The following is a 21809-nucleotide window of genomic DNA, read 5'->3' as shown; positions in this document are numbered from 1 at the left end:
GCACAGGGCTCGTCAAAGCCGTGAAGTAGATCTCCATGGCGGTCGGCAGAAACGGTCCCCTGGGGACGGCTGTGCGGTGAAGCGCCGGGTGACGGCGCGACCTGCTGCGCGAAACCTGGGCAAAGCGCCTGGCAAGGCCATGAAGCAAACCTCCATGGCGCTCAGCGGAACGGTCCCCTGGGGACGGCCGTGCTGCGAAGGATGGTGTCGAACGACAGCGCGACGTGCGGTGCAGCACGCAACCCGTCGACGACCGAGGCCCGGAGCGCCAACGTGAATGCCCATCTGCGGAGCGGTCCCCAGGGGACCGTTGCGCGCTGCGCCGCCAGCGCGCACAGAACCGGGGGCCGGCTCATTTCGGTTTGTTGACTGACTGCCTTCCGCCGCATGCGGATGCTGGCGGCTCCCTGTCCACCAGCGAGCGATCACCATGGCAACCAGCAACGAACCAATGCAACTCAACCTCGGCTCCCTGCGCAGCGCAATGTCGCTGACGCTGCACACCCACCACGCCTCGCGCATCTGGCATGGCCGCGCCGCCGCCGAGGGGCGACCGGGCATCGTCGGCCTGAACGGCTACATCGCCGTCATGAACAAAATGAAGCGCGGCTCGGAGCAGGACGACCCGTACAGCGACTGGTGGATGCTGCGCATCGAGGACAAGCTCGACCAGACCAAGACCACGCTGCAGACGCTGCGCGAACAGGTGGACCAGGCCCTGGCCGGCGTGCCCGCCGCGTTGACCCTGGGCGAGAACCTCAACGTGCAGCCCGTCAAGCTGCCGCTGTTCGTCAATGCGCAGTTGGGCTTTGCCGCTGTCTATCTCCTGGCCGACTACGACGACATCGCGCGCAAGCTGATCCTCGCCCACCACACCGCGCTGATCGACCGCAGCACCTTAGAGCGCTGGCTCAACGAGGGCGCGCACGCGCTGCGCAGCCTGTTCTCGCTGGCCCAGCAGTATCGCTATTCGGGCTGCACCCGCGACGATTTCGCGGCGAAGAATGCGGCAGCGCGGGCCGCGCTGGAGAAGTTCGGCGAGTTGCCGCAGGACGTGCTCGAAGGCACGCGCCGCTCGAAGTTTGCGCCACCCATCGTGCGCCGTGGTCTGCAACAGCGCGGTGAGAGTCCTGCCGCAGCCGCTACCAGCGTCGATGGTGATGCGGCCGCTGCTGCCGACCCGTCCGAAAACGCAGCCACTGCCGGCGAGGACGAATCCGCATGAGCGATCTGAACCAGCCGACCCGCTACTTCCGGGGCCTGCAACAGGGAGCCTTCATGCGCCTGGAACACGCGGCCTCTCTAAAAGGCCTTTTAAAGCCTTTTAAAGGTAAAGGGGACTTGGAGGCCTGGGCCGGCCAGTGCTTCGCCATGCGCGACGAGTTGATCGGCTTGGCGCAGCGACAAGTGCTGCAACAGGCCAGTGGGCATCCCTTCCACCTGCTGCCCGTGGAACTGGCCCAGCAGACCACTGGCGCGGGAACGACGTTCCTGCGCTGGCGCAGGCACGACCGCTCGGCCATGGGCGTGGCCCTGTGGCAGGAGCTGATGGCGAGCACCAGCACGCCGGTCAACCTGCTGGCCGACCTGCACGCGATCGAGCTGCAGCGCATCACGCTGAACATGCAGATCAGCCTGTTGCACACCCTGGGCAGGCAGGCGCAGGAGTGCGCCAGCAAGGCCGCCGAGGCGGAAGACGCCTACCTGCGCCGGCTCACGTCCTTTCCCGCCGCAATGCGCGATCGGTGATTGCGCCGGGCATCCCAGCACGCGCCCGGCGCCGACCAGGTGCGGGTATTTCAACCACCAAGGAGATTGCAACATGAGCACGCATTTTTCGGGCGAAGGCAACATCGGCTCGCCCCCCGAGTACCGGGAGTTCCCCAACGGCAACGACGAACCGCGGCGCTTGTTGCGGCTGAACGTGTATTTCGACAACCCCGTTCCCACCAAGGGCGGCGACTATGAGGATCGCGGCGGCTTCTGGGCGCCGGTGGAAATCTGGCACCGCGACGCCGCGCACTGGAAGGACCTCTACCAGAAGGGCATGCGCGTGCTGGTCGTCGGCCGCATGGAGCGCGAACCCTGGACCGACAACGAGGATCAGCCACGTGAGACTTGGCAGATCAACGCGCGCAGCGTCGGCATCCTGCCGTTCCGCATCGAGTCCGTCGTCCTGAGCCCCAAATCGCAGGAGACCGCACAGGACGCGCAGCCCAAGCCCCAGGCCGCCCAGGAACCGGCTGCGCCGAAGGAGCCCAAGCGCAGGAAGTGATCCGACGGGGGGGCGGCCGCAGTACGTTGCCGCCCCCCATGTCCTCGCGAGCTATCCCCAGGGGACAGCGCCACCAGCGTCCACCGGCTTCCACGCGCTCCCGAACATCGCGGCTCCCGACTCGCACATCGCCGGCCGCACGCCATCCCCGCCTCAGCCATCCCATCTCGTGAAAGCGGTCGCTGCCGCATGCAGCTTGTTTGCTGCTGCCCCAACAGGCGCTCGGCATCCTCGATCCCAGCAACTCCATGAACAACGGGAAGCGGATGGACGGACATGCGGCTGTTTCTGTGCGAGAAGCCCTCCCAGGGCAAAGACATCGGCCGGATTCTCGGCGCCACGCAGCGCGGTGAAGGCTGCCTCAACGGCTCCGGCGTCACGGTCACCTGGTGCATCGGCCATCTCGTCGAAGCGGCAGCACCCGAGGTCTATGACGCGGCGCTCAAGCGCTGGTCGTTGGAGCAGTTGCCCATCATCCCTCAGCAGTGGCGGGTCGAGGTCAAACCGCAGACCGCCACGCAATTCAAGGTCGTCAAAACGCTTCTGGCGAAGGCGACCCATCTCGTCATTGCCACCGATGCCGACCGCGAGGGTGAACTGATCGCCCGCGAGATCATCGACCTGTGCGGATACCGCGGCCCCATAGCACGCCTGTGGCTGTCGGCGCTCAACGATGCGTCCATCCGCACCGCGCTCGCCAAGCTGCGGCCCTCGGCCGAGACGCTGCCGATGTATTACTCGGCGCTGGCGCGCTCGCGCGCCGACTGGCTCGTCGGCATGAACCTCAGCCGGCTGTTCACCGTGCTCGGGCGGCAGGCCGGCTACGACGGCGTGCTGTCGGTCGGGCGTGTACAGACCCCGACGCTCAAACTCGTGGTGGACCGCGACCGAGAGATCGCGGCCTTCGTGTCCGTGCCGTACTGGGCCATCGACGTGTCCCTGTCCGCAGGCGGTCAGACGTTCACCGCGCAGTGGGTGGCACCCGACGCCAGCACCGACGACGCCGGCCGCTGCCTGCAGCAGCCCGTCGCACAGCAGGCCGCGCAACAGATCCGCGCCGCGGGCAGTGCCCAGGTGGTGTCGGTCGAGACCGAGCGCGTGCGCGAAGGCCCGCCGCTGCTGTTCGACCTGGGCACCTTGCAGGAAGTCTGTTCCAAGCAGCTTGGGCTGGACGTGCAGGAAACCTTGGAGATCGCCCAGGCTCTGTACGAGACGCACAAGGCCACGACGTACCCGCGCTCGGATTCGGGCTACCTGCCCGAAAGCATGTTCGCCGAGGTGCCCACGGTCCTGGACAGCCTGCTCAAGACCGATCCCACGCTGGCCCCGATCATGGGCCAGCTCGACCGCGCCCAGCGCTCGCGCGCCTGGAACGACAGCAAGGTGACGGCGCACCACGGCATCATCCCGACGCTCGAACCCGCGAACCTCTCCGCCATGAGCGAGAAGGAGCAGGCGGTGTACCGGCTGATCCGGGCGCATTACCTGGCCCAGTTCCTCCCGCACCACGAGTTCGACCGCACCGTGGCGGACCTCTCCTGCGGCCAGCAGAAGCTGGTGGCCACGGGCAAGCAGGTCGTCGTCAAGGGCTGGCTCCTGGTGCTGGCCGAGCCAGAACGTGAAGGCAGCGCCGACGAGGACGGCGATGCCCCGCGCAGCCAGGTGCTGCCCGCATTGCGCGACGGGATGGCATGTCAGGTCGCCGGGGCCGACATCAAGGCCCTCAAGACGATGCCGCCCAAGCCCTATACCCAGGGCGAACTGGTCAAGGCGATGAAGGGCGTTGCGCGTTTCGTGACCGACCCGCGCCTGAAGCAGAAGCTCAAGGACACGACGGGCATCGGCACCGAGGCGACCCGGGCCAACATCATCAGCGGGCTGATCGCCCGCGGCTACATCGTGAAGAAGGGACGCTCCATCCGCGCATCGGATGCGGCGCTCACGCTGATAGACGCCGTGCCCGCGGCGATTGCCGACCCCGGCACCACCGCCGTCTGGGAACAGGCGCTGGACATGATCGAGGCCGGACAACTCACCCTGGATGTGTTCATCGGCAAGCAGGCTGCATGGATTTCGCAGTTGATCGCGCAGTACGGCAGCACGTCCCTGTCCATCAAGGTGCCCCAAGGACCGGCTTGTCCGCAGTGTGGCGCGCCCACGCGCCAACGCACCGGCAAGAGCGGCCCGTTCTGGTCGTGCAGTCGCTATCCCGACTGCAAAGGCACGCTGCCGGTCGAAACCGGCACGTCCAAGCGTGGTGCCTCGCGCCCACGCAAGAGCGGCCGCAAAGGCTCCTGACCGACCCCCGTTCCCCGTGAGCCGTGCCCGCCATCGGCGGCGTGGCCCGTGTTCCGCATGCCCTGCGGGACGCCCAGCGCGCAACGCCTTCTTGTCCGTGTGCGCGTCCCGTTCAGCCGCCCCCGGCCGCGGGACCTGAAGGTAGCTTCTCCGCGAACCGCACCCCGCGCGTTCTCCCCGTCCGCATCTCTTCCGCACGCTGCGAAGGGTCCCCCGATGGCTTGCCTGTGCGAGCCACCCGGAGACCCTTCGTGGTCAGCGGTATTCGGTGCCGGTGCCCGCCGGCGCAAAAACGGGCTCCCTTTGTGCGCGGATGTGCGCCAGACGATGCCGGCCCCAGCCACGACATGGGCCGGGTGTGATTGCTGGATGAGCAGACGGTTCTAGCGACGACCGGGCCTGCCAATCAGCCCACGGGTGGTTCTTCTTTCCTCCCGAGCCGAAGGCCCCTGGGGCCTTCGGCGCCTTTCTCCTGCCTTTCAACGCCCCGGCCAGGGCGATGGCCCTGCGCCATACGAACAGGAGACCGACATGCACCCGAAACTTTGCGCACCGCCACGCAACACGCCGCTGCTCTACGGCAGCGTCTGCAGCGGCATCGAGGCCGTGAGCCTCGCTTGGCAACCGCTCGGCCTCGAAGCCGCGTGGTTCGCCGAGATCGAGCCGTTCCCGAGCGCCGTGCTCGCCCACCGTAACCCCCTCGTGCCCAACCTGGGCGACATGACCACGATCGCCCGCCAGGTCCGCGCCGGCACCGTGCCCGCGCCAGACCTCCTGGTCGGCGGCACGCCGTGCCAGTCGTTCAGCGTGGCCGGCGCCCGCCGTGGCCTGGCTGACCCGCGCGGCGCCCTGACCCTTGCCTATGTGGAGCTTGCAAATGCCATCGACCAAACCCGCCGCCAAGACCGCCGCCCGCCGGCAACGCTCGTCTGGGAAAACGTCCCCGGCGTCCTCAGCGACTGCAGCAACGCCTTCGGACACTTCCTGGGCGCACTGGCCGGCGAAAGCCGTGCGCTCGAACCGCCAGGGCAAAAATGGGCGCACGCAGGTTGTGTGTCTGGACCCCGGCGCCGCATCGCCTGGCGCTTGCTCGATGCTCAATATTTCGGCGTCGCCCAACGGCGCCGTCGCGTGTTTCTTGTGGCAAGTGGTGGAGGTGGCGTCGATCCCGCCGAGGTACTTTTTGAGCGCCCAGGCCTGCGCGGGGATTCTTCGCCGGGCTTCGCGCCGTGGCAAGACGCTGCCGGCGCTGCTGGATCGGGCGCTGCGGCAGCAGGCTGGTACTCGGGATATGCAGGACTGAAGCAGCCCTACGGCAAGGCCACGGTGACGTTCGGATTCGGCGGGGGCAACACCGCAGGACCCATCGACGTCGCGGCCTGCCTGACCGCGGCGCCCGGCCCGAAGAACGACTTCGAGGTCGAGACCTTCGTGGCGCAGTCCATCGCGGGCAGCATCAGCCACACGCTCAGCACCGCCAACGGCGGCAAGGGCTGCAGCGAGGACGGCACCGGCAAGGGTGTGCCGATCATTGCCTTCACCGCACAGGGCTGCGGGGCGGATGCGACGACGAACCATGCACCGACGCTGCGTGCCGGCAGACATCGCCTCAGCCACGCGAACGCCGGCGTGGTGCCGGCCATCGCGTTCGCGCAGAACTCGCGCGGCGAGCTGCGGCTGGAATCCGGCCACGGCCAGCTTGCCGGGACGCTCTCCACGGGTGGCGGCAAGCCGGGCCAAGGCCGGCCGATGGTGATCGGCGTGGCGCTGCGCGGTCGCACCGAAGGCCTGGCCGCTGAACTGGGCGATGGCGTCTCGACCGCGCTGCGCACCAGCAGCGGCGGTGCCGACAAGCCCCATGTGCTGGCACCGGACTTCGAGGCACATTTCCGCTACGACTGGAATAACCCCGGTCCGGGCGACTGGTCGCAGTGGCGGGTGCGTCGGCTGATGCCGGTCGAATGCGAGCGGCTTCAAGGCATGCCCGACGACTACACGCTGGTGCCGTACCGCGGCAGGCCCTCCGCCGACGCGCCGCGCTACAAGGCGATCGGCAACTCCATGGCCGTGCCGTGCGTCGCGTGGCTGGGCCAGCGGCTGGTGCAGTGCCTGCACAAGACGGGATCGAGCGCTTCGGATTGATGCACGACGCGGCCGGCGGGCCGCGTGATCCTCCCTCCTGCATTGCCGACGCATCGGCAACAGCCAGCAGCCAGGGTGTCAAGGCTGCCGTGGGTTCCTCCCACGCCACCCGCCAGTTCGCCCCGGCATCTCTCCGGCGAACGCTGCCCACCGGGCATCGATGCCACCTTCCTCCAACCCACGGGATGTATGCCGCGTCCCGTCAGGGGCGTGTCGTCAACCCGGTCGATATCAGGACTTTCCATGGACACCATCACCCGACAAGACCGCATCACGCTCAAGAACCTCAAGGTCGCGGATTTCGCGAGCGAGGAAACGCTGTGCTTCACCGCCACCGTCATGTTCGACGGCAGGCCCATCGCCGAAGCCCGCAATGACGGACACGGCGGCTCGACGTTCGTGCGCGCGTTGCAAGGCCAGGCCGCGCTGCTGGCCCAAGCCGAGGAATTTGCCAAGAGCCTGCCGCCGGCATCGCTCGACGTCGAGCGCGAGGACGACGAGCCACTTCTCATCGACATGACGCTCGACTTCCTCGTGGACCAGTTGGCCGATGCCATGCACGCAGAGCGCAAGCTGCGCACCGCGTTCCACCGCGACATCGGCAACAAGGTGCTGTTCATCAAGGACGGCCGGCTGCTGTTCCTCAAGGGCATCAAGCTCAAGGCCATTGCCGAACGCGCGGCATATTTCGCAAAGCTGCGCAGCCGACAGGACCAGCCCATCGTCATCCTGGCCGAGCTGCCAGCGGACGAGGCATTCGCCATCTGGAAGCAGCATGTCCTGGGCGACAAGCCCCGCTGATCCAGCCTCACCGCACCGTCATGACCGCCCCGCACTCGTTGCGGGGCTTTTCTTTGTCCCTGCGCACATCAATCGGGGCTGGACCAGATGCCGATTTCCAACTGACGTGGCGCGGCACCCTCACGAAGCTGTCCGCATGTTCGCTGATTCGTCAGCACATGCCAGCAGCCAGGGTTTCAGGCTGCCGCGGGGTTCTCTCCGCGCAACCCACCAGTCCGCATCGCATCCATTGCGCGGACGCGCGTCCCCAAGACGCTGATGCTTTTTTTCAACCGCGTGCGGGAGCTGCCATCCCGTGAGGGACAGGGCCCCGCTTTTCCAAGGAGCCCATCCATGTCCCAGCAAGCCTCTTTCGGCCGATTCGGTCAATTGGCCTTGACCTACTGCGGCAAGTTCCTGCCGCTCGAAGTCCTGCACAGCGCCGCCGGCCACTACATCGGCACGCGCGATACCGAAGGTCCCGTCTCGCGGGAATCTCGTGAGTACTTCCGCAGCCATGCCGCGGCTCAACGTGCCCTCGAAAGAGGCGGCTGGTCCCAGCTCGCCATTCCCTGATCCAACTGGAGGAATCACGTCATGAACCAGCTACTGCCACAGGAAGTCGTCGATCAGATCGTTCGGGAAGAACGGCATTTCAGCGCCGCGCCCCAAGCCTTTTTCGAGGCATGGAAGCGTGGTGTCGAGATCGCCGGCCCGCAATGGTTTGGCGATGGCACCCGTGAAGGTCTGAACCAGGCCAAGAGCAAGTGGGATCTGCGTCCCGACATGCTGCGCCTCAACGACGCCCTCGGCGTCCTGAGCAGCGGGGAACGCATGTTCCTGTCCGCGATGGTCAGCTTCTACAACGCGCGCGAGGGCGGTGCCATGCTCAAGCGCTGCCACTTCAACGGGTTGTCGGACTTCGACGGCCTCGATCTGCCACGTCGCCAGGTGATCGCCGACCTGCTGCTGAACTACAGCGGTTGGTGAGCCGGTCCCTGGCACACCTTCATCACTGCGTTCACGGGACCCCATGAGGGACATGCGCCTCGTTCGAGGCCATGTCCCTCGCGTTTTCTCCCCGCCCAGCGCCATCCGGCATCAGGCGGTTTCCCCTGCGGATGCCATCGTCCGCAAGGGCTGGCTCCGTTCATTCATCGAAAGGAGCCTTCATGGCCAACAACTACTACGAAGCCACCGGCGTTCTCGTGCTCGACCGTGTGACGCCCGTCATCCAGGCGCTGTTCGGCGCCTTCGCGCTGGACGAGAGCCACCCCGGCAACGGGCAGGCCTACATCGCCCAGATCGCCGAGACCACCAATCCGCAATGGCCGGACGTGCTCGATGGCCTGGAAGACCTGGCCACGCAACTCGGTATTCCGATGCCGGACGACGAAGGGCTGTCGATCCCGCCGCTGCTCGAACTGCTCGCCGTGCACTTCCGTGCCGATGAGGACGAAGAGCTGGGGAACTTGATCGACCGTCATTCGTTCGAGGACACCGCCGATCTCGACGCATTGTTTCTGATCGCCACCCGGTTCGATGACGGGCACCACCTGACCGCCATCCAGTTCGAGGGCTGCTGGTACTGCAGCAAGCCGCGGCTGTTCGAGTTCGGCGGCAACGGCTGCTACCTGAGCCGCGAGGTCCGCTTCATCAGCTCCTCCTCCCAGGCCCTCCAGCTCGGCGACCAATTGCGCAAGACCATTGTGGCCGCCGACATCGAAGAGGCTTCGGCCCTGATCGCGCTGGAGACCATCAATCTGCTGGCGGGCGTCAGCGACGAGCCATTCCGCATGAATTTGCGCCGGCGCGTCGCCGAGCGATTGGCCCAAACGCCAACGATCAGCGTCACCTGACGCTGTTTCCTTTCTTTCCACCCACCGGGGTCAATTCCCGGTGGCGGGGATTTGCTCCATCATTATTCTGTTGGAGAAATCCCATGTCCCAGAATCCCAATCCCTTTCTACGCGGCTACTGGAATCTGAAAATCGTCCGCACGCTGTCCATCAGCTACGAGGACGGAAGCCCGCATGTCTGGCGAAACATCCACCCGAGCCAGCAGCACCTCTGCGACGCGGCGCTGGTTTCTTCTCCTTGCATCATCACCAGCGACTTCGCGGTGGTCAGGACTGGCACCGAACCTGTCGGCGCCGCACTGATCGCCGAATGCGACGCGGCTGAAGGGGGCAGCGGCGAAGGCATGGTGGGTGCCGTGGTGTACGCGATCCACGGCGACGACTTCGACGGCCGCCCCGTCCACATTGGCGACACCTATTCGGCCGAGGCCGCACGGGAAGTCGTGCAGCGGTTGAGCTTCGAGACCGGCTACTACAGCCGGTGCTGGGAAATCAGCAGCGCGCACATCAGCCGCGAAACCGGCCAGTACCTGGCCAACCTGGCTGACCTCGCGACGCCGGAGGCCTTTTTGTTCATCGCGTTCCGGATTCCCTACAGCCCGGCGATCGGCGTCAAGCTGATCTCCACGCCCTGGACGGACCAGCACCTGCAGGACGTCGAGGGGATCGCCGCCGAGCAGCTTCGGCAGGAGCACCGCAGCAAGGGCATGCCGGACGAGCTGGCACAGATCCTTGAACTGGCCGGCCAGGCCGACGTGCGCATCCTCATCCTCGATGCCGACGCACCCGTGTTGCCGGGCCTATCGCTGGCCGGCGAATAGCTGCCACACACATCCCCGGCCTTCCTTGTCCTCACCGCATGCCGGCCCGGTCTCCCGCCAGAGAGCCGGGCCGGCGCACTTTCACAGGAGCGATCCCATGTTCCCCGACCTCATCACACCCGCATCCGACTTCGAGCACCAACTCGGAGCCTGCGTCAACGCCATGAGCCAGGAAGATGCCATCGGCCAGATCCTGGTATTCGAGCGCATGAGCGGCACGCTGCACATGCGCCATATCGCCAGCGCCGACCTGGTGGACACCGACGTGGACGACTACGAAATGGTCGTCTTCGACGGTGGCAACACAAGCGGCGACACGTGGAAACACGTGTTCTTTCCGCGTCAGCGCGAGCACTACTTCGTGTACCAAGCCTGATTCCTCCAGCCCCTTTCGAGGGGCTTTTTCTTGCCCGCAGCACAGGAAAACGGTTGTGGTGCGGTGCCGTTTCCTGCGGGCAGGCAGACCGCCCCAGGGCCATGCTTGCCCCATGTTCGTCGGCGTTGCCGGCACATGCCCAGGCAGTCGAGACCTTCGAGGCTGCAAGCGCGGGAAACCGTGCTGGTCGTTTCTTCCTACGGACCTACCGCGTCCATCCACGCCACCCACAAGGGACCTCTCCCTTGCGGGCGGGGAATCCCTTGTTTTTCCTCAAGGAGTTTCCCCATGGATCGTTCCCTCATCAAATCCATGATGCCTTCGCTGGTCGCAGGCCATGTGCCCCGCAACGTGCGGTCGTTCAAGTACCGCGTGTTCGATGATCAGCCGCTGTCCTCAACGCTGGGCTTCGCCATCGACCCCCAACCCTTCGACGGCAAGGTGGTCGCCGCGACCGACGATGCCATCGTCGTCAAGCTCAAGCCTTCCGAGTTCGCGGTGCTCGATCCCAGCCTGGTGACCACGGTTCCTGCCGAAGGCGCCAAGGTGCATGTCCAACCCTATGCCCGTCGTCGCTTCGACGGACTGCGCGCGGACACGCCGGAGGTCATCACCGAGGAGACTTCGGACGGCACGCCGTACACCATCACGAGGCACATCCTCGGCTCGGCGCCGGCCAAGCTGCCCATTCCCACGCCGCAGTGCATGGAGTTGGGCCAGCTCATCGAGCAGTTGGAGGAGATGCCGGCCCCCGATCGCTTCCGGCGCATCACCCACATGCTGGTGGATGCCGGTGCCCGCGACTTCACCTGGGTCGATCCCACGCCCTCCAAGATCATCGAGACCCCGCCGGCGATCAGCTTCACGGTCTCGACCGCGAAGTTCGAGGGCCGGGTGACGAACCTCTACGACCGCGGCGGAGACACCTACGTGGTGGAACTGCACCGTCAGAACGGTGAATCGGTCGAACTGGTCGATCGGCACGACGAGGTGTATTTCGACATGCTCGGCGAAGTGCTGGAGAGGCTCATCGACGACGGGCGCTGGCGCCAGATCGACGTGAGCATCCTCGACGCGAAAGCGGCCCGCAAGCGCCAGGCCGTCCCGGCATGACGCCCCGCAGCGAAACCAGGCGGTCCTGCGGCTGACCCGAGGCATCCGCCACGGCGTTCCAGCCGTTCCGGCCGCGTGCACTACAGGCCCTTCATCCCATCGGATGGAGGCCTTTCTCATTCTTCCACACAGGAGATTTCATCCATGTCACTGCGATTCAAAGGCGCTGACCTGCGCCCCGTGCTGACCGAAGCCATCGCCAATCAGGGGTCGTCTCAGAAAACGGAAAAAAATCGTACGCTAAGAGCCGAAGTGGGCCCTTTAGCAGCAATGCAAAGCTGCGATCAACGGGCAGGAAACATTGCCATGGTGCGCGTTGCACTCTCTCACTAGCGTCGACAGGGCCTCTTCCATCCGCGTGAGGTCCGCCATGCGTGCGCGCACATCGGCCAGCCGGTGAGCAGCCAGTTCGGCCGCCTCGCTGCAATGGGTGCCGTCCTCCAGTTTCAGGAGCTGGCCGACTTCATCCAGGCTGAATCCCAGGCGCTGGGCTGACTTCACGAACTTCACCCGCGCCACGTCCGCCTGCCCGTAGCGGCGGATGCGACCGTAGGGCCGCTCCGGCTGGGGTAGCAAGCCCTTGAGCTGATAGAAGCGGATCGTCTCCACGTTGACCCGGGCTGCCTTGGCGAAGGCCCCGATGGTCAGATTCTCTTGAGCGTTCTCCATGGCGCTTGACTCCGTAGTTGACTACGGAAGTAACGTTACAGCATCAAGCGAAGTCCCGGAAGGAGAACCTTATGTCGGAACCCAAGAACGGCCGCGGCGCACTGGCGACCGGCGGCGTCGCGGCCGTCCTCGCCTCGGCCTGCTGCCTCGGCCCCCTTGTCCTGGTCGCGCTCGGCTTCTCTGGCGCGTGGATCGGCAACCTGACCGTGCTGGAGCCGTATCGGCCGATCTTCATCGGCGCAGCGCTCATCGCGCTGTTCTTCGCCTGGCGCAGCATCTTCCGACCAGCCCATGCCTGCAAGCCCGGCGACGTTTGCGCTGTGCCCCAAGTGCGGACTGCCTACAAGGTGATCTTCTGGATCGTGGCCGCCCTGGTTCTGGTTGCCCTCGCGTTTCCCTACGTCCTGCCGCTGTTCTACTGAAAGGAGATCACCATGAAGAAACTCACCACCCTCACCACCCTCATCGCCCTGGCCGCCGCTCTAAGCGCGCCCGCCTGGGCTGCCACCAAGACCGTCACCCTGTCGGTGCCCGGCATGACCTGCGCCGCGTGCCCGATCACGGTCAAGACGGCTCTGTCCAAGGTCGCCGGCGTCGAGAAGGCCGAAGTCAGCTTCGAGAAGCGGGAGGCCGTCGTCACCTTCGACGAGGCCAAGACCAATGCCGACGCCTTGACCAAGGCCACCGCAAACGCGGGTTACCCGTCCAGCGTCAAGCAGTGAGGGCGTAATCATGGCCGAGGCGATCACCCTCCACATCGAAGGCATGACCTGCACGTCGTGCGCCGAGCACGTCCAGCAGGCTTTGACGAACGTGCCCGGCGTGCGCGCGGCCTCGGTGTCCTATCCGCAGCGGCAGGCCGAAATCGAGGCGGATGCAGGCGTGAGCGTGGCCCCGCTGGTTGCCGCAGTGGCCACGCTCGGCTATCGCGCACGGCTTACCGACACGCCGAACAAGCCTGCCGGCCTGCTAGACAAGGCGCTGGGCTGGCTCGGTGGCGAAACGAAGCATGTTGGCGGTGAACAAGCGCTGCACGTGGCTGTGATAGGCAGCGGCGGCGCGGCGATGGCGGCTGCCTTGAAGGCCGTGGAGCAAGGCGCCCGCGTCACGCTGATCGAGCGCGGCACCATCGGCGGCACCTGCGTCAATGTCGGCTGCGTGCCGTCCAAGATCATGATCCGCGCCGCGCACATCGTCCACCTGCGCCGCGAAAGCCCGTTCGATGCTGGCCTGCCGGCCGCAGCGCCCGCTGTACTGCGCGAGCGGCTGCTGGCCCAGCAACAAGGCCGCGTCGAGGAGCTGCGCCATGCCAAGTACGAAGGCATCCTGGCAAGCACTCCGGCCATCACCGTGCTGCGCGGCGAGGCCCGGTTCAGGGACACGCGCACGCTGACCGTGGCGACCGCTGACGGCGGCACGCACGAGGTGAACTTCGACCGCTGCCTGATTGCCACCGGCGCGAGCCCGGCGCTTCCGCCAATCCCGGGCCTTGCGGACACACCCCACTGGACCTCCACCGAGGCGCTGGAAAGCAGCTCGCTCCCCGAGCGGCTGGCCGTGATTGGTTCCTCCGTGGTGGCGGTCGAGTTGGCGCAAGCCTTCGCCCGGCTGGGCAGCCAGGTCACGATCCTGGCGCGCAGCACGCTGTTCTTCCGAGAAGACCCGGCCATCGGGGAAGCCGTAACAGACGCCTTCCGCGCCGAGGGCATCGAGGTGCTGGACCACACCCAGGCGAGCCACGTTGCCTATGCGGGCGGGGAATTCGTGCTCACCACCGGGCAGGGGGAAGTGCGCGCCGACAAGCTGCTGGTCGCCACCGGTCGCGCGCCGAACACGCGCAGCCTGAACCTTGAAGCGGCAGGCGTCGAAGTCAATGCGCAGGGAGCCATCGTCATCGACCGCGCCATGCGCACGAGCGCACCGCACATCTTTGCTGCCGGCGACTGCACCGACCAGCCGCAGTTCGTCTATGTGGCGGCGGCGGCCGGCACGCGCGCCGCGATCAACATGACCGGCGGCGACGCGGCGCTGGACCTGACGGCGATGCCGGCGGTGGTGTTCACCGATCCGCAGGTGGCGACCGTGGGCTACAGCGAGGCGGAAGCGCACCACGACGGCATCGAGACCGACAGCCGGCTGCTGACGCTCGACAACGTGCCGAGGGCGCTCGCCAACTTCGACACGCGCGGCTTCATCAAGCTGGTGGCGGAAGCTGGCTCAGGGCGGCTGATCGGCGTACAGGCGGTCGCGCCAGAAGCGGGCGAACTGATCCAGACGGCCGCGCTGGCGATCCGCCACCGGATGACCGTGCAGGAGCTGGCCGACCAGTTGTTCCCCTACCTGACCATGGTCGAGGGACTGAAGCTCGCGGCGCAGACCTTCAACAAGGACGTGAAGCAACTGTCCTGTTGCGCCGGATGAGGAAAAGGGAGGTGTTCGATGAACGCCTACAGCCGCGCCAACCGCCGCATCTACGCGGCCTTGTCCGATCCCCTGTCGGCCACCCACCGGCACCGCCTCGACGATCTGCTCAAGCGCCACGACAACGGCAAGACGACCTGGCTGGCCTGGCTGCGCCAGTCGCCCGTCAAGCCGAACTCGCGCCACATACTCGAACACATCGAGCGCCTCAAAGCCTGGCAGGCGCTCGACCTGCCTTCCGGCATCGAGCGGTCGGTGCACCAGAACCGCCTGCTCAAGATCGCCCGCGAAGGCGGCCAGATGACGCCCGCCGATCTGGCCAAGTTCGAGGCACAGCGCCGCTACGCGACCCTGGTGCGCTCGCCATCGAGGGCATGGCCACCGTCACCGACGAAATCATCGACCTGCACGACCGCATCCTGGGCAAGCTGTTCAACGCTGCCAAGCACAAGCATCAGCAGCAGTTCCAGGCGTCCGGCAAGGCGATCAACGCCAAGGTGCGGCTGGCCACCTCGATCAAGCAGGGCACGGTGACGGCCTCGCTGATGCTCAGGAAACTCGGCAGCTACCCGCGCCAGAACGGCCTGGCCGTGGCGCTGCGCGAGCTGGGCCGCATCGAGCGAACGCTGTTCATCCTGGACTGGCTGCAAAGCGTCGAGCTGCGCCGCCGCGTGCATGCCGGACTGAACAAGGGCGAAGCCCGCAACGCGCTAGCCCGCGCCGTGTTCTTCAACCGGCTGGGCGAAATCCGCGACCGCAGTTTCGAGCAGCAGCGCTACCGGGCCAGCGGCCTCAACCTGGTGACGGCGGCCATAGTGTTGTGGAACACGGTCTATCTGGAACGGGCCTCAAACGCCTTACGCGGTCACGGCCAGACTGTCGATGACGCCCTGTTGCAGTACCTGTCGCCGCTGGGCTGGGAGCACATCAACCTGACCGGCGATTACCTCTGGCGCAGCAGCGCCAAGATCGGCGCGGGCAAGTTCAGGCCGCTACGACCGCTGCAACCGGCTTAGCGTACGATTTTTTCCGTTTTCTGAGACGTCCCCAATCAGTGCCGCATTGTCCTGGTCAAGGATCAGGGCGTGTACTTCCTCGCCGAGCGTGGGGAGCGTCGCCCGGATGGGCGCCAGGCACTGCTCGCCTACGCCGTCGGATGCAACCCGGACACCGACCCGTTCGATGACTGGTGGCACCTCGCCGGCCGCGAGCTGGGCGGCGATGACTTCGCGGAGTATTTCGACCCGAAGGACGGCCTGTTCACGCGCCTCCAGCACTCGGCGGACGATCTCGTGCTTTCCGCCACCGCCACGCACCTGTCCTTAGCAGTGGTGCCTCCCGCCTGACGCGGCAACCGCCTCGCAGCCCCCGCATCGGGGGCCTTCTTTTGTTCGCACCGCCGCCATCGCCGCGCGTGCGCGTTTGTCTCCAGCCGCCGAGGCACGCCCCGCCGGCCACAACGCCGGCATGCCACCGGAGACAACCGCATGAACACGCCATCGACCTCGCCGAGGCTGCACCTCCTACCGGTGTCGCTGCGCACGGCCAATGCATTCGTTCTGTCGCACCATCGCCACCACCGCCCGGTCCAGGGCGCGAAGTTCGCCCTGGCCGTCACGCTGAGCGACAGCGACCTGATCCACGGCGTGGCCATTGTCGGCCGCCCGGTCGCGCGGCACCTGGACGCTGGAAGTCACGCGGCTGTGCACCGACGGCACACCCAGCGCCTGCAGCAAGCTCTACGGCGCGGCCTGGCAGGCGGCAAGGGCGCTGGGCTACATACGCCTGCTCACCTACACCATGCCCGACGAAGGTGGCGCCAGCCTGCGCGCCGCCGGCTGGCGGCTGATCGGCGCGCGCGGTGGCGGCGCCTGGAGCCGTCCCGGCCGTCCGCGCGCCGATACCCCCGAGCACCTGCGCGGCGCCAAGTGCCTGTGACAGGCGCCGGGTGGCGCGGACAAAGGGAAGCGCCCGGGTGCCGATTGATTGCTGCCGCGCGCGCGAGGCCCCGCCATGCTGGCCCCATGCCTGCTGACGTCGTCAGCGACATGCCAGGCAACCATCGGTCTTCGAGGTTGCGGCGCAGTTCCCACTGCGTGACCGAGCCAGCTCGCACCGCATCCTTCCGCGAGCGGCCACCAGCCTCTGGTGGCGGATGCTTTCGCCTTATCAACCCACCGCGGGGTCACGCACCTTCCCCGCATGCGTGGGCCGGTGTGTCTCCGCTTCATCCCAATGGAGATTCACCATGAACACCACGTCCAACGAGAAATCGTATTTCGACCTCCACACCTCGGGCATCGGCTACATCCAGCGTGTCCGTGAAGTGCCCGTCCGGGGCGGCCGCCGTGCGCAGCCTTTCCTGGCTTGCACCATCGCCGCGCTGGTCGGCCCCGCCCGGGACCCCAGCTACCGCTACTTCGACGTCAAGGTCTCGGGAGCCGAGGCCAAGAAGCTCGTTCAGCGCTACATCGGCGTTGACGATCCCAAGCAGCGCCCGCTGGTGCGCTTTCGCCTCGGTGACCTGTGGGGCGATGCGTACATCCGCGACAAGGGTGAGCAGAAGGGTCAGGCCGCCGCGTCCCTCAAGGCGCGACTGCTCAAGGCCGAACTGATCGACCGGGCCGAACTGGCTTCGATCGAGCAGCACGAGCTGATCACCCGCGGCATCGGCTATCTCAATCGTGTGAAGGACGTCACCCCGAAGGCTGGCGACTCGTTCCTCTCTTGCACGGTCGCAGCACTGGCCGGGCCTGTCGATGAACCGGAGTATCGGTACTTCGACATCATCGTCGCCACCCCGGAAGCCGAGCATCTGGCTCGCCGGTGCGTCCAGGCCATCGAGGGGGACCGTAAGGTCCTGATCGCCTTCCGTCTGAACGACATGAAGATCGATCCGTACATCCGCACCAAGGGCGAGCACGCCGGGGAACCGGCCGCAAGCCTGGAATCGACGCTGGTCCACATCGGTCTCATCAAGATCGACGGTACCCAGGTCTATCCGACGAGCCAGGCGCAAGCCGAGGCGTCGCCGGCCGAAGACGCATCCGCGTCCGAAGCCGACGAAGCCATCGACACTGCTGCCGACCCCGCTGCAGACCAGCCTGCCGAGCCCGCCGAGCGCGAGCCCGAGGCGCAAGTCGAGGAGCAGGAGCCGGCATTGGCTGCTTCGTTCTGATCCGGCATGGCCCCTCACGGGGCCTTGCTTTTTCCTATTCTTCAAGGAGAACCATCATGGCAGCCACACCGGCACCCGAGAAATCGGTCGCGCCCATCGTCGTCCCCGGCCAGCTCACGCTGCGCACCATTCGCGGCAAGAACGGCCCGTTCACGGTCGGCCGCCTCGCGACGCACCTCGGTACGTTCGAGGTCAAAGACCCGGAACTGGAGCAGTACCCCGAAGGGAAATACGACGGGGAGTTTGTGATCAGCTACATCTTTCCGAAGTCCTACCCGGTCGGGGGCGGCATGCGGTTCGAGATCCGCGCCAGCCTCGACGGGATGACGCTCAATGGCATCGACAAACTGAGCCGCGACGAAGCCCGCAGCTTCGCCACCCAGGACGTCGATCCGCTCGATGAAGAGCAAGGGGCGCAGCCTGCGGCAACGCCGGCCAAGCCCGCCAAGGCATCCAGGCCTGCCAAGCCCGCACCCGTGCAGGCGTCCGCGGACCCGCTGGTCGATACCACGCCCTTCGGCGTGGATGCGCCACCGCCTGCTGCGGCCGCTGCCCCCGGCAGCACCGAAGACGGTGACGCCGCGCTGTTCGGCCTGCTGTGGCCGCTGGGCGAGTCCGTGAAACTGGATTCGACCATCGACCGCCGCACCCTGCGCGCGCAGATCGCCCGCCTGGGCGAGCTGGGCTACGCGCTGGACTTCAAGACGCAGGAGTGGAGCCGCCAGGCCGAACCACAAGCTGCGTGAGCAGACGCCGCATGCGCGGTGTTCTTCATCCACCTGCCGGGGTTCCTTCCCCATGCGGGGGAGGCCCTGGCCATTTTCTGGAGGTCCCCATTATGTTCACCATCGCTTGCGATACCCCGCGTTCAACGTTGGATGAACCCGCGTGGCGGGAACTCTGCAAGGCGGCCGCCGCACACGCCCAGCGCGGTTGCGGCTTGTCCTACGACCACTACGTGACGCTCTTCAGTTCGGCGATCGACGCACAGGCCAATCGTTTGCCGGATGAGCAACGTGCTCAGGCTCTCGAAATCGCGGCCCAGGAATGGGACTACGCAACACCTGCCGAACGGCAGGAAACCCAGGACTGGAATGCGGAGCATGGCTATTGCTCGCATGGGATCGAGTTCGGCTGCTGCCCGGCCGGTTGTGATCGCGACGATGACGACTGGGACTAAGGCCAAGGCATAGGTTTTCCTTCGCTGCACCTGCGGCATTCCATCACCCACTGGGGGTTCTTCCCCACGGGGAGGCCTCCAGCTCAACTTTTCGAGGAGGCCTCTCATGGGCTGGTATTTCTCTCCCCAATCGCGGTCTGAACTGATCGCGGAACTGATCGCACCACAGCAGACCGAGCGCGTCAGCGCGAAGGTTATCGCTCACGCATTGCGCGGCAACGTGCTGTGGTCCGTGGTCGAACTGACCGCCAAGGTCGAAGGTGTGCATCGTGATCTCGCGCCGGGCCAGTCCCTGCGCTACATCCGCTGCGATCTGCTGGAACGCAGCGGCAACCAGTGGGGCTACAAGCCGCTGGAAGAGTCCATGCATCCGTACTATTACTCGTGCCCGCTGTCCTATCTGGGCCTCGCACCGGAGCAGTCCGCCGACTGGCGTGCAGGCGTTCGCGCCTACCACGCCCGGCGGCGCACACCCACGGCTGTCACGGCACCCGCCGCGGCGCTGTTGGCCTGAGCCAGGAGGAACCGACATGGACCCGATCCTGGCTGCACTCCCGCTCTCGCTGTTGAAGCTCGTTGAAGGCAGTTTGTCCAACGACGAAGTTTCCTCCGACGAGGAAATGCTGGGGTACTTCATCGACAACGGCCTCACCGAGGAGCAGGCACGGCAGGCGCTGACCTACCGCGACCAGTACCTCAACAACATCTACCTGGACGGCTTCACGCCGATCACCGCGGTGGACGAGGCGCTTCACTTCAATCCGCACACCCAACAGTTCGAGCCGGACTGAGCGGTTTTCTTCCACCCCCTGGGGCAGTACTTGCCCCAGCGGGCGGTGCTGTTCCCGTTCATCCGAGGACACCACCATGCCCGCAAACACTTCTTCCACGCTGTACCGCATCGACGAATGCCCGGACGTGATGGCCGACGCCTGCGTCGGCGATGACCAGGGCAACCTGATCTTCCTGTCCATCTGGGCGCGGGACACCGCCGTCCAGCAGTTCCTTGCACGCCTGACCCTCGGGCGCGACGAGCAGGGACTGGACCAGTTCCACGTCATCACCGACCAGGGCGGCAGCGTCCCGGTATTCATCGGCAACGTCGATCGCCTGGAAAAGCGCATCACGCGCGCCTACCGGCGAACGCTGTTCGGTTCGCTGTCCAACGTGTGGCTGTTCGACCGGCGCTGCGTCAAGCCCGACAAGGCCAACGCCAGCGCATTGGCACTGCTGCCACGTGACAGCGCCCACCGGCTTGACCGCCTGTGGATGCTGGTGCGGGACACCTGCCCGTTGCCGCTGCTCGACCACTGGCGCGAGACCGTGCTGGAACTGCTGCAAAGCCGCGAGATGCTGGCCCGCCTTCCGTTCGCCCTCGGGCCGCTGGAAGGCCATCGGCTCGCCATCGACGTGCCGGCGCTGAGCTTGGCGCTGGGCTCCCTGATCCGCAGTGACGCGCTCACCGCCTATCCCTATCCGGCCAAGATTTGGACGCCGGAAGCGGTAGCGGCTTGACCCACCCTCGGAGGCACGCCTTGGCGTGCTTCCGTCATTCATCCCCGCCAACCAGGAGACTTCCATGGCTCTCATGTTCCCGCGGCTCGCCCGCAATTTCGCCAAAAATGGGTACTACCCGACCGACGAACCCACGCTCGAAAGAGCCCTCAACGCACTGATGCCCAGCGACGGGCCGATGTGCATCCTCGATCCCTGCGCCGGTGAAGGCGTGGCAATCGCCGAAGCCTCTCATGCCCTCGGGCGCGAACAGACCAAGGCGTTCGCCGTCGAATTCGACGCCGAGCGGGCGCGCCATGCCCGCGGCCTGGTCGATCACTGCCTGCACGCGGACCTGATGGACACGATGATCTCCAAGCAGTCCTTCGGACTACTGTGGCTGAATCCACCGTATGGCGACCTGTCCAAGGACGTCAACGGCAACATCGGCTATCAGGGCCAGGGCCGTGCCCGCCTCGAAAAGCTGTTCTATCAGCGTTCGCTGTCGCTGTTGCAATACGGCGGCGTGCTGGTCTTCATCGTCCCCGGCTACGTGCTCGACGCGGAGCTGGTCGGCTGGTTGACGCGCCACTACACCGATCTGCGTATCTACCGAGCGGTGGAAACGCAGTTCAAGCAGGTGGTGATCTTCGGCCGCCGGGTCCGTCAGCGGGAGCTGGCACCCGATGGCGTCAAGGCCGTGCGCAATCTGCTGCTGCAGGTTGGGCTTGGCGAAGTCGAAGCCGAGGAACTGCCGAGCGAATGGCCGTTCCTGCCGTACATCGTCCCCGCCAGTCCGGCCGAGCCGGAGCATTTCTTCCGCGTGACGATGGAGCCCGAACAGTTCGCCGACGAGGTTGGCCGGCTGCAAGGCCTTTGGCCGTCGCTGGACACGCACTTGGGGACCGCGCAGCAGTCGCTGCGTCCACCGGCGCGGGCCTTGTCCCACTGGCATCTCGCCCTGGCTCTGGCCGCGGGCGCGATCTCCGGCGTCGTGCGCTCCCAGACGGGGCGCGTGCTCGTCGTCAAAGGTGACACCCACAAGGACAAGACGCTCCAGCGGGAATTCACCGAACGCGAAGACGGCTCCATCGCCGAGACACGCATCCTCACCGACAAGTTCGTGCCTGTCATCCGCGCGTGGGACATGACGCCTGGCTCCCCGACACGGGGCGAGGTGTTGACCATCCGCTGATCCACCGG

24 protein-coding genes and 3 pseudogenes are annotated in these 21809 nt (G+C 66.2%); 26 read left to right on the top strand and 1 reads right to left on the bottom strand.

Features of this window, described 5'->3' with window-relative positions; translation table 11 throughout:
* Positions 1-430: 430 nt before the first annotated feature.
* The 12 genes from Q392_RS08150 (at position 431) to Q392_RS08095 (ending at position 11664) form a co-directional block, all read left to right on the top strand.
* Positions 431-1225 carry a PFL_4669 family integrating conjugative element protein gene (locus Q392_RS08150; protein WP_038204410.1) on the top strand — a complete coding sequence of 265 codons (795 nt, stop codon included), beginning with the start codon at positions 431-433 and terminating at the stop codon, positions 1223-1225.
* Positions 1222-1749 carry a DUF3158 family protein gene (locus Q392_RS08145; protein ID WP_003090100.1) on the top strand — a complete coding sequence of 176 codons (528 nt, stop codon included), beginning with the start codon at positions 1222-1224 and terminating at the stop codon, positions 1747-1749. The genes Q392_RS08150 and Q392_RS08145 overlap by 4 nt, the downstream gene beginning before the upstream one ends.
* A gap of 73 nt (positions 1750-1822) precedes the next feature.
* A complete protein-coding gene (locus tag Q392_RS08140) occupies positions 1823-2275 on the top strand; it encodes a single-stranded DNA-binding protein (protein ID WP_003120036.1) in 453 nt (150 codons plus the stop codon).
* 276 nt (positions 2276-2551) lie between these two features.
* On the top strand, positions 2552-4573 hold the full coding sequence (locus tag Q392_RS08135; RefSeq protein ID WP_033962290.1) for a DNA topoisomerase III: 2022 nt from the start codon (positions 2552-2554) through the stop codon (positions 4571-4573).
* A 531-nt stretch (positions 4574-5104) separates the two neighbouring features.
* A complete protein-coding gene (locus tag Q392_RS08130; protein ID WP_038204406.1) occupies positions 5105-6715 on the top strand; it encodes a DNA cytosine methyltransferase in 1611 nt (536 codons plus the stop codon).
* A 243-nt stretch (positions 6716-6958) separates the two neighbouring features.
* Positions 6959-7516 carry a hypothetical protein gene (locus Q392_RS08125; RefSeq protein WP_038204404.1) on the top strand — a complete coding sequence of 186 codons (558 nt, stop codon included), beginning with the start codon at positions 6959-6961 and terminating at the stop codon, positions 7514-7516.
* A gap of 333 nt (positions 7517-7849) precedes the next feature.
* A complete protein-coding gene (locus tag Q392_RS08120) occupies positions 7850-8071 on the top strand; it encodes a hypothetical protein (protein WP_003120032.1) in 222 nt (73 codons plus the stop codon).
* A gap of 21 nt (positions 8072-8092) precedes the next feature.
* Entirely contained in the window at positions 8093-8485 is a 393-nt protein-coding gene (locus Q392_RS08115; protein ID WP_003050375.1) for a hypothetical protein, read from the top strand.
* 182 nt (positions 8486-8667) lie between these two features.
* Positions 8668-9354: a hypothetical protein gene (locus tag Q392_RS08110; RefSeq protein ID WP_003116830.1), complete on the top strand. Its 687-nt coding sequence runs from the start codon at positions 8668-8670 to the stop codon at positions 9352-9354.
* Between the two features lie 83 nt (positions 9355-9437).
* Positions 9438-10175 (top strand): DUF5983 family protein, encoded by a 738-nt coding sequence (locus Q392_RS08105; RefSeq protein ID WP_003116829.1) that lies wholly within the window; start codon positions 9438-9440, stop codon positions 10173-10175.
* A 97-nt stretch (positions 10176-10272) separates the two neighbouring features.
* Complete coding sequence (locus Q392_RS08100; protein WP_003116828.1) at positions 10273-10551, top strand: hypothetical protein; 279 nt, start codon at positions 10273-10275, stop codon at positions 10549-10551.
* Between the two features lie 288 nt (positions 10552-10839).
* Positions 10840-11664 carry a hypothetical protein gene (locus Q392_RS08095; protein ID WP_038204397.1) on the top strand — a complete coding sequence of 275 codons (825 nt, stop codon included), beginning with the start codon at positions 10840-10842 and terminating at the stop codon, positions 11662-11664.
* 261 nt (positions 11665-11925) lie between these two features.
* On the opposite strand, the gene merR is transcribed toward Q392_RS08095, so the two are convergent.
* Entirely contained in the window at positions 11926-12333 is a 408-nt protein-coding gene (gene merR, locus Q392_RS08090) for a mercury resistance transcriptional regulator MerR (protein WP_003098939.1), read from the bottom strand.
* A gap of 71 nt (positions 12334-12404) precedes the next feature.
* Here merR and merT point away from each other — a divergent pair, with 71 nt between their 5' ends.
* The 14 genes and pseudogenes from merT to Q392_RS08025 all read left to right on the top strand — a co-directional run bounded on the left by merT (position 12405) and on the right by Q392_RS08025 (position 21801).
* Positions 12405-12755, top strand: a complete 351-nt coding sequence (gene merT / locus Q392_RS08085) for a mercuric ion transporter MerT (protein WP_011804695.1) — start codon at positions 12405-12407, stop codon at positions 12753-12755.
* A 12-nt stretch (positions 12756-12767) separates the two neighbouring features.
* A complete protein-coding gene (merP, locus tag Q392_RS08080) occupies positions 12768-13055 on the top strand; it encodes a mercury resistance system periplasmic binding protein MerP (RefSeq protein WP_003116826.1) in 288 nt (95 codons plus the stop codon).
* A gap of 10 nt (positions 13056-13065) precedes the next feature.
* Positions 13066-14754, top strand: a complete 1689-nt coding sequence (gene merA, locus Q392_RS08075) for a mercury(II) reductase (RefSeq protein ID WP_003098932.1) — start codon at positions 13066-13068, stop codon at positions 14752-14754.
* Positions 14755-14772: 18 nt separating this feature from the next.
* Entirely contained in the window at positions 14773-15288 is a 516-nt protein-coding gene (locus Q392_RS34180; protein WP_003098931.1) for a Tn3 family transposase, read from the top strand.
* A pseudogene (locus tag Q392_RS34175) lies at positions 15252-15770 on the top strand (Tn3 family transposase); the annotation flags it as partial. The gene Q392_RS34180 and the pseudogene Q392_RS34175, both read left to right, overlap by 37 nt.
* A 33-nt stretch (positions 15771-15803) precedes the next feature.
* Positions 15804-16100 (top strand): annotated as a pseudogene (locus tag Q392_RS08065) (DUF3085 domain-containing protein); the annotation flags it as partial.
* Between the two features lie 141 nt (positions 16101-16241).
* Positions 16242-16692: pseudogene (locus Q392_RS33845) on the top strand (XF1762 family protein).
* A gap of 310 nt (positions 16693-17002) precedes the next feature.
* Positions 17003-17932 carry a DUF3577 domain-containing protein gene (locus Q392_RS08055; protein ID WP_011804694.1) on the top strand — a complete coding sequence of 310 codons (930 nt, stop codon included), beginning with the start codon at positions 17003-17005 and terminating at the stop codon, positions 17930-17932.
* A gap of 56 nt (positions 17933-17988) precedes the next feature.
* Positions 17989-18678 carry a DUF3275 family protein gene (locus Q392_RS08050; RefSeq protein ID WP_038204375.1) on the top strand — a complete coding sequence of 230 codons (690 nt, stop codon included), beginning with the start codon at positions 17989-17991 and terminating at the stop codon, positions 18676-18678.
* Positions 18679-18770: 92 nt separating this feature from the next.
* Positions 18771-19112 carry a hypothetical protein gene (locus Q392_RS08045; RefSeq protein WP_023108442.1) on the top strand — a complete coding sequence of 114 codons (342 nt, stop codon included), beginning with the start codon at positions 18771-18773 and terminating at the stop codon, positions 19110-19112.
* Between the two features lie 106 nt (positions 19113-19218).
* Positions 19219-19626 carry a hypothetical protein gene (locus tag Q392_RS08040; protein ID WP_038204371.1) on the top strand — a complete coding sequence of 136 codons (408 nt, stop codon included), beginning with the start codon at positions 19219-19221 and terminating at the stop codon, positions 19624-19626.
* Positions 19627-19642: 16 nt separating this feature from the next.
* Positions 19643-19903 carry a hypothetical protein gene (locus Q392_RS08035; RefSeq protein ID WP_003098905.1) on the top strand — a complete coding sequence of 87 codons (261 nt, stop codon included), beginning with the start codon at positions 19643-19645 and terminating at the stop codon, positions 19901-19903.
* A gap of 76 nt (positions 19904-19979) precedes the next feature.
* Positions 19980-20627 (top strand): hypothetical protein, encoded by a 648-nt coding sequence (locus tag Q392_RS08030; protein ID WP_003098901.1) that lies wholly within the window; start codon positions 19980-19982, stop codon positions 20625-20627.
* Positions 20628-20667: 40 nt separating this feature from the next.
* Entirely contained in the window at positions 20668-21801 is a 1134-nt protein-coding gene (locus tag Q392_RS08025; RefSeq protein ID WP_254917107.1) for a DUF6094 domain-containing protein, read from the top strand.
* The last annotated feature ends 8 nt before the right edge of the window (positions 21802-21809 follow it).

Origin of the sequence: Xenophilus azovorans DSM 13620 (assembly GCF_000745855.1) — a bacterium.
In the GTDB taxonomy this organism is placed as follows: Bacteria; Pseudomonadota; Gammaproteobacteria; order Burkholderiales; family Burkholderiaceae_C; genus Xenophilus; species Xenophilus azovorans.
Note: the sequence above shows the minus strand (reverse complement) of the source record. Positions and strands in the feature narration are given on the sequence as shown.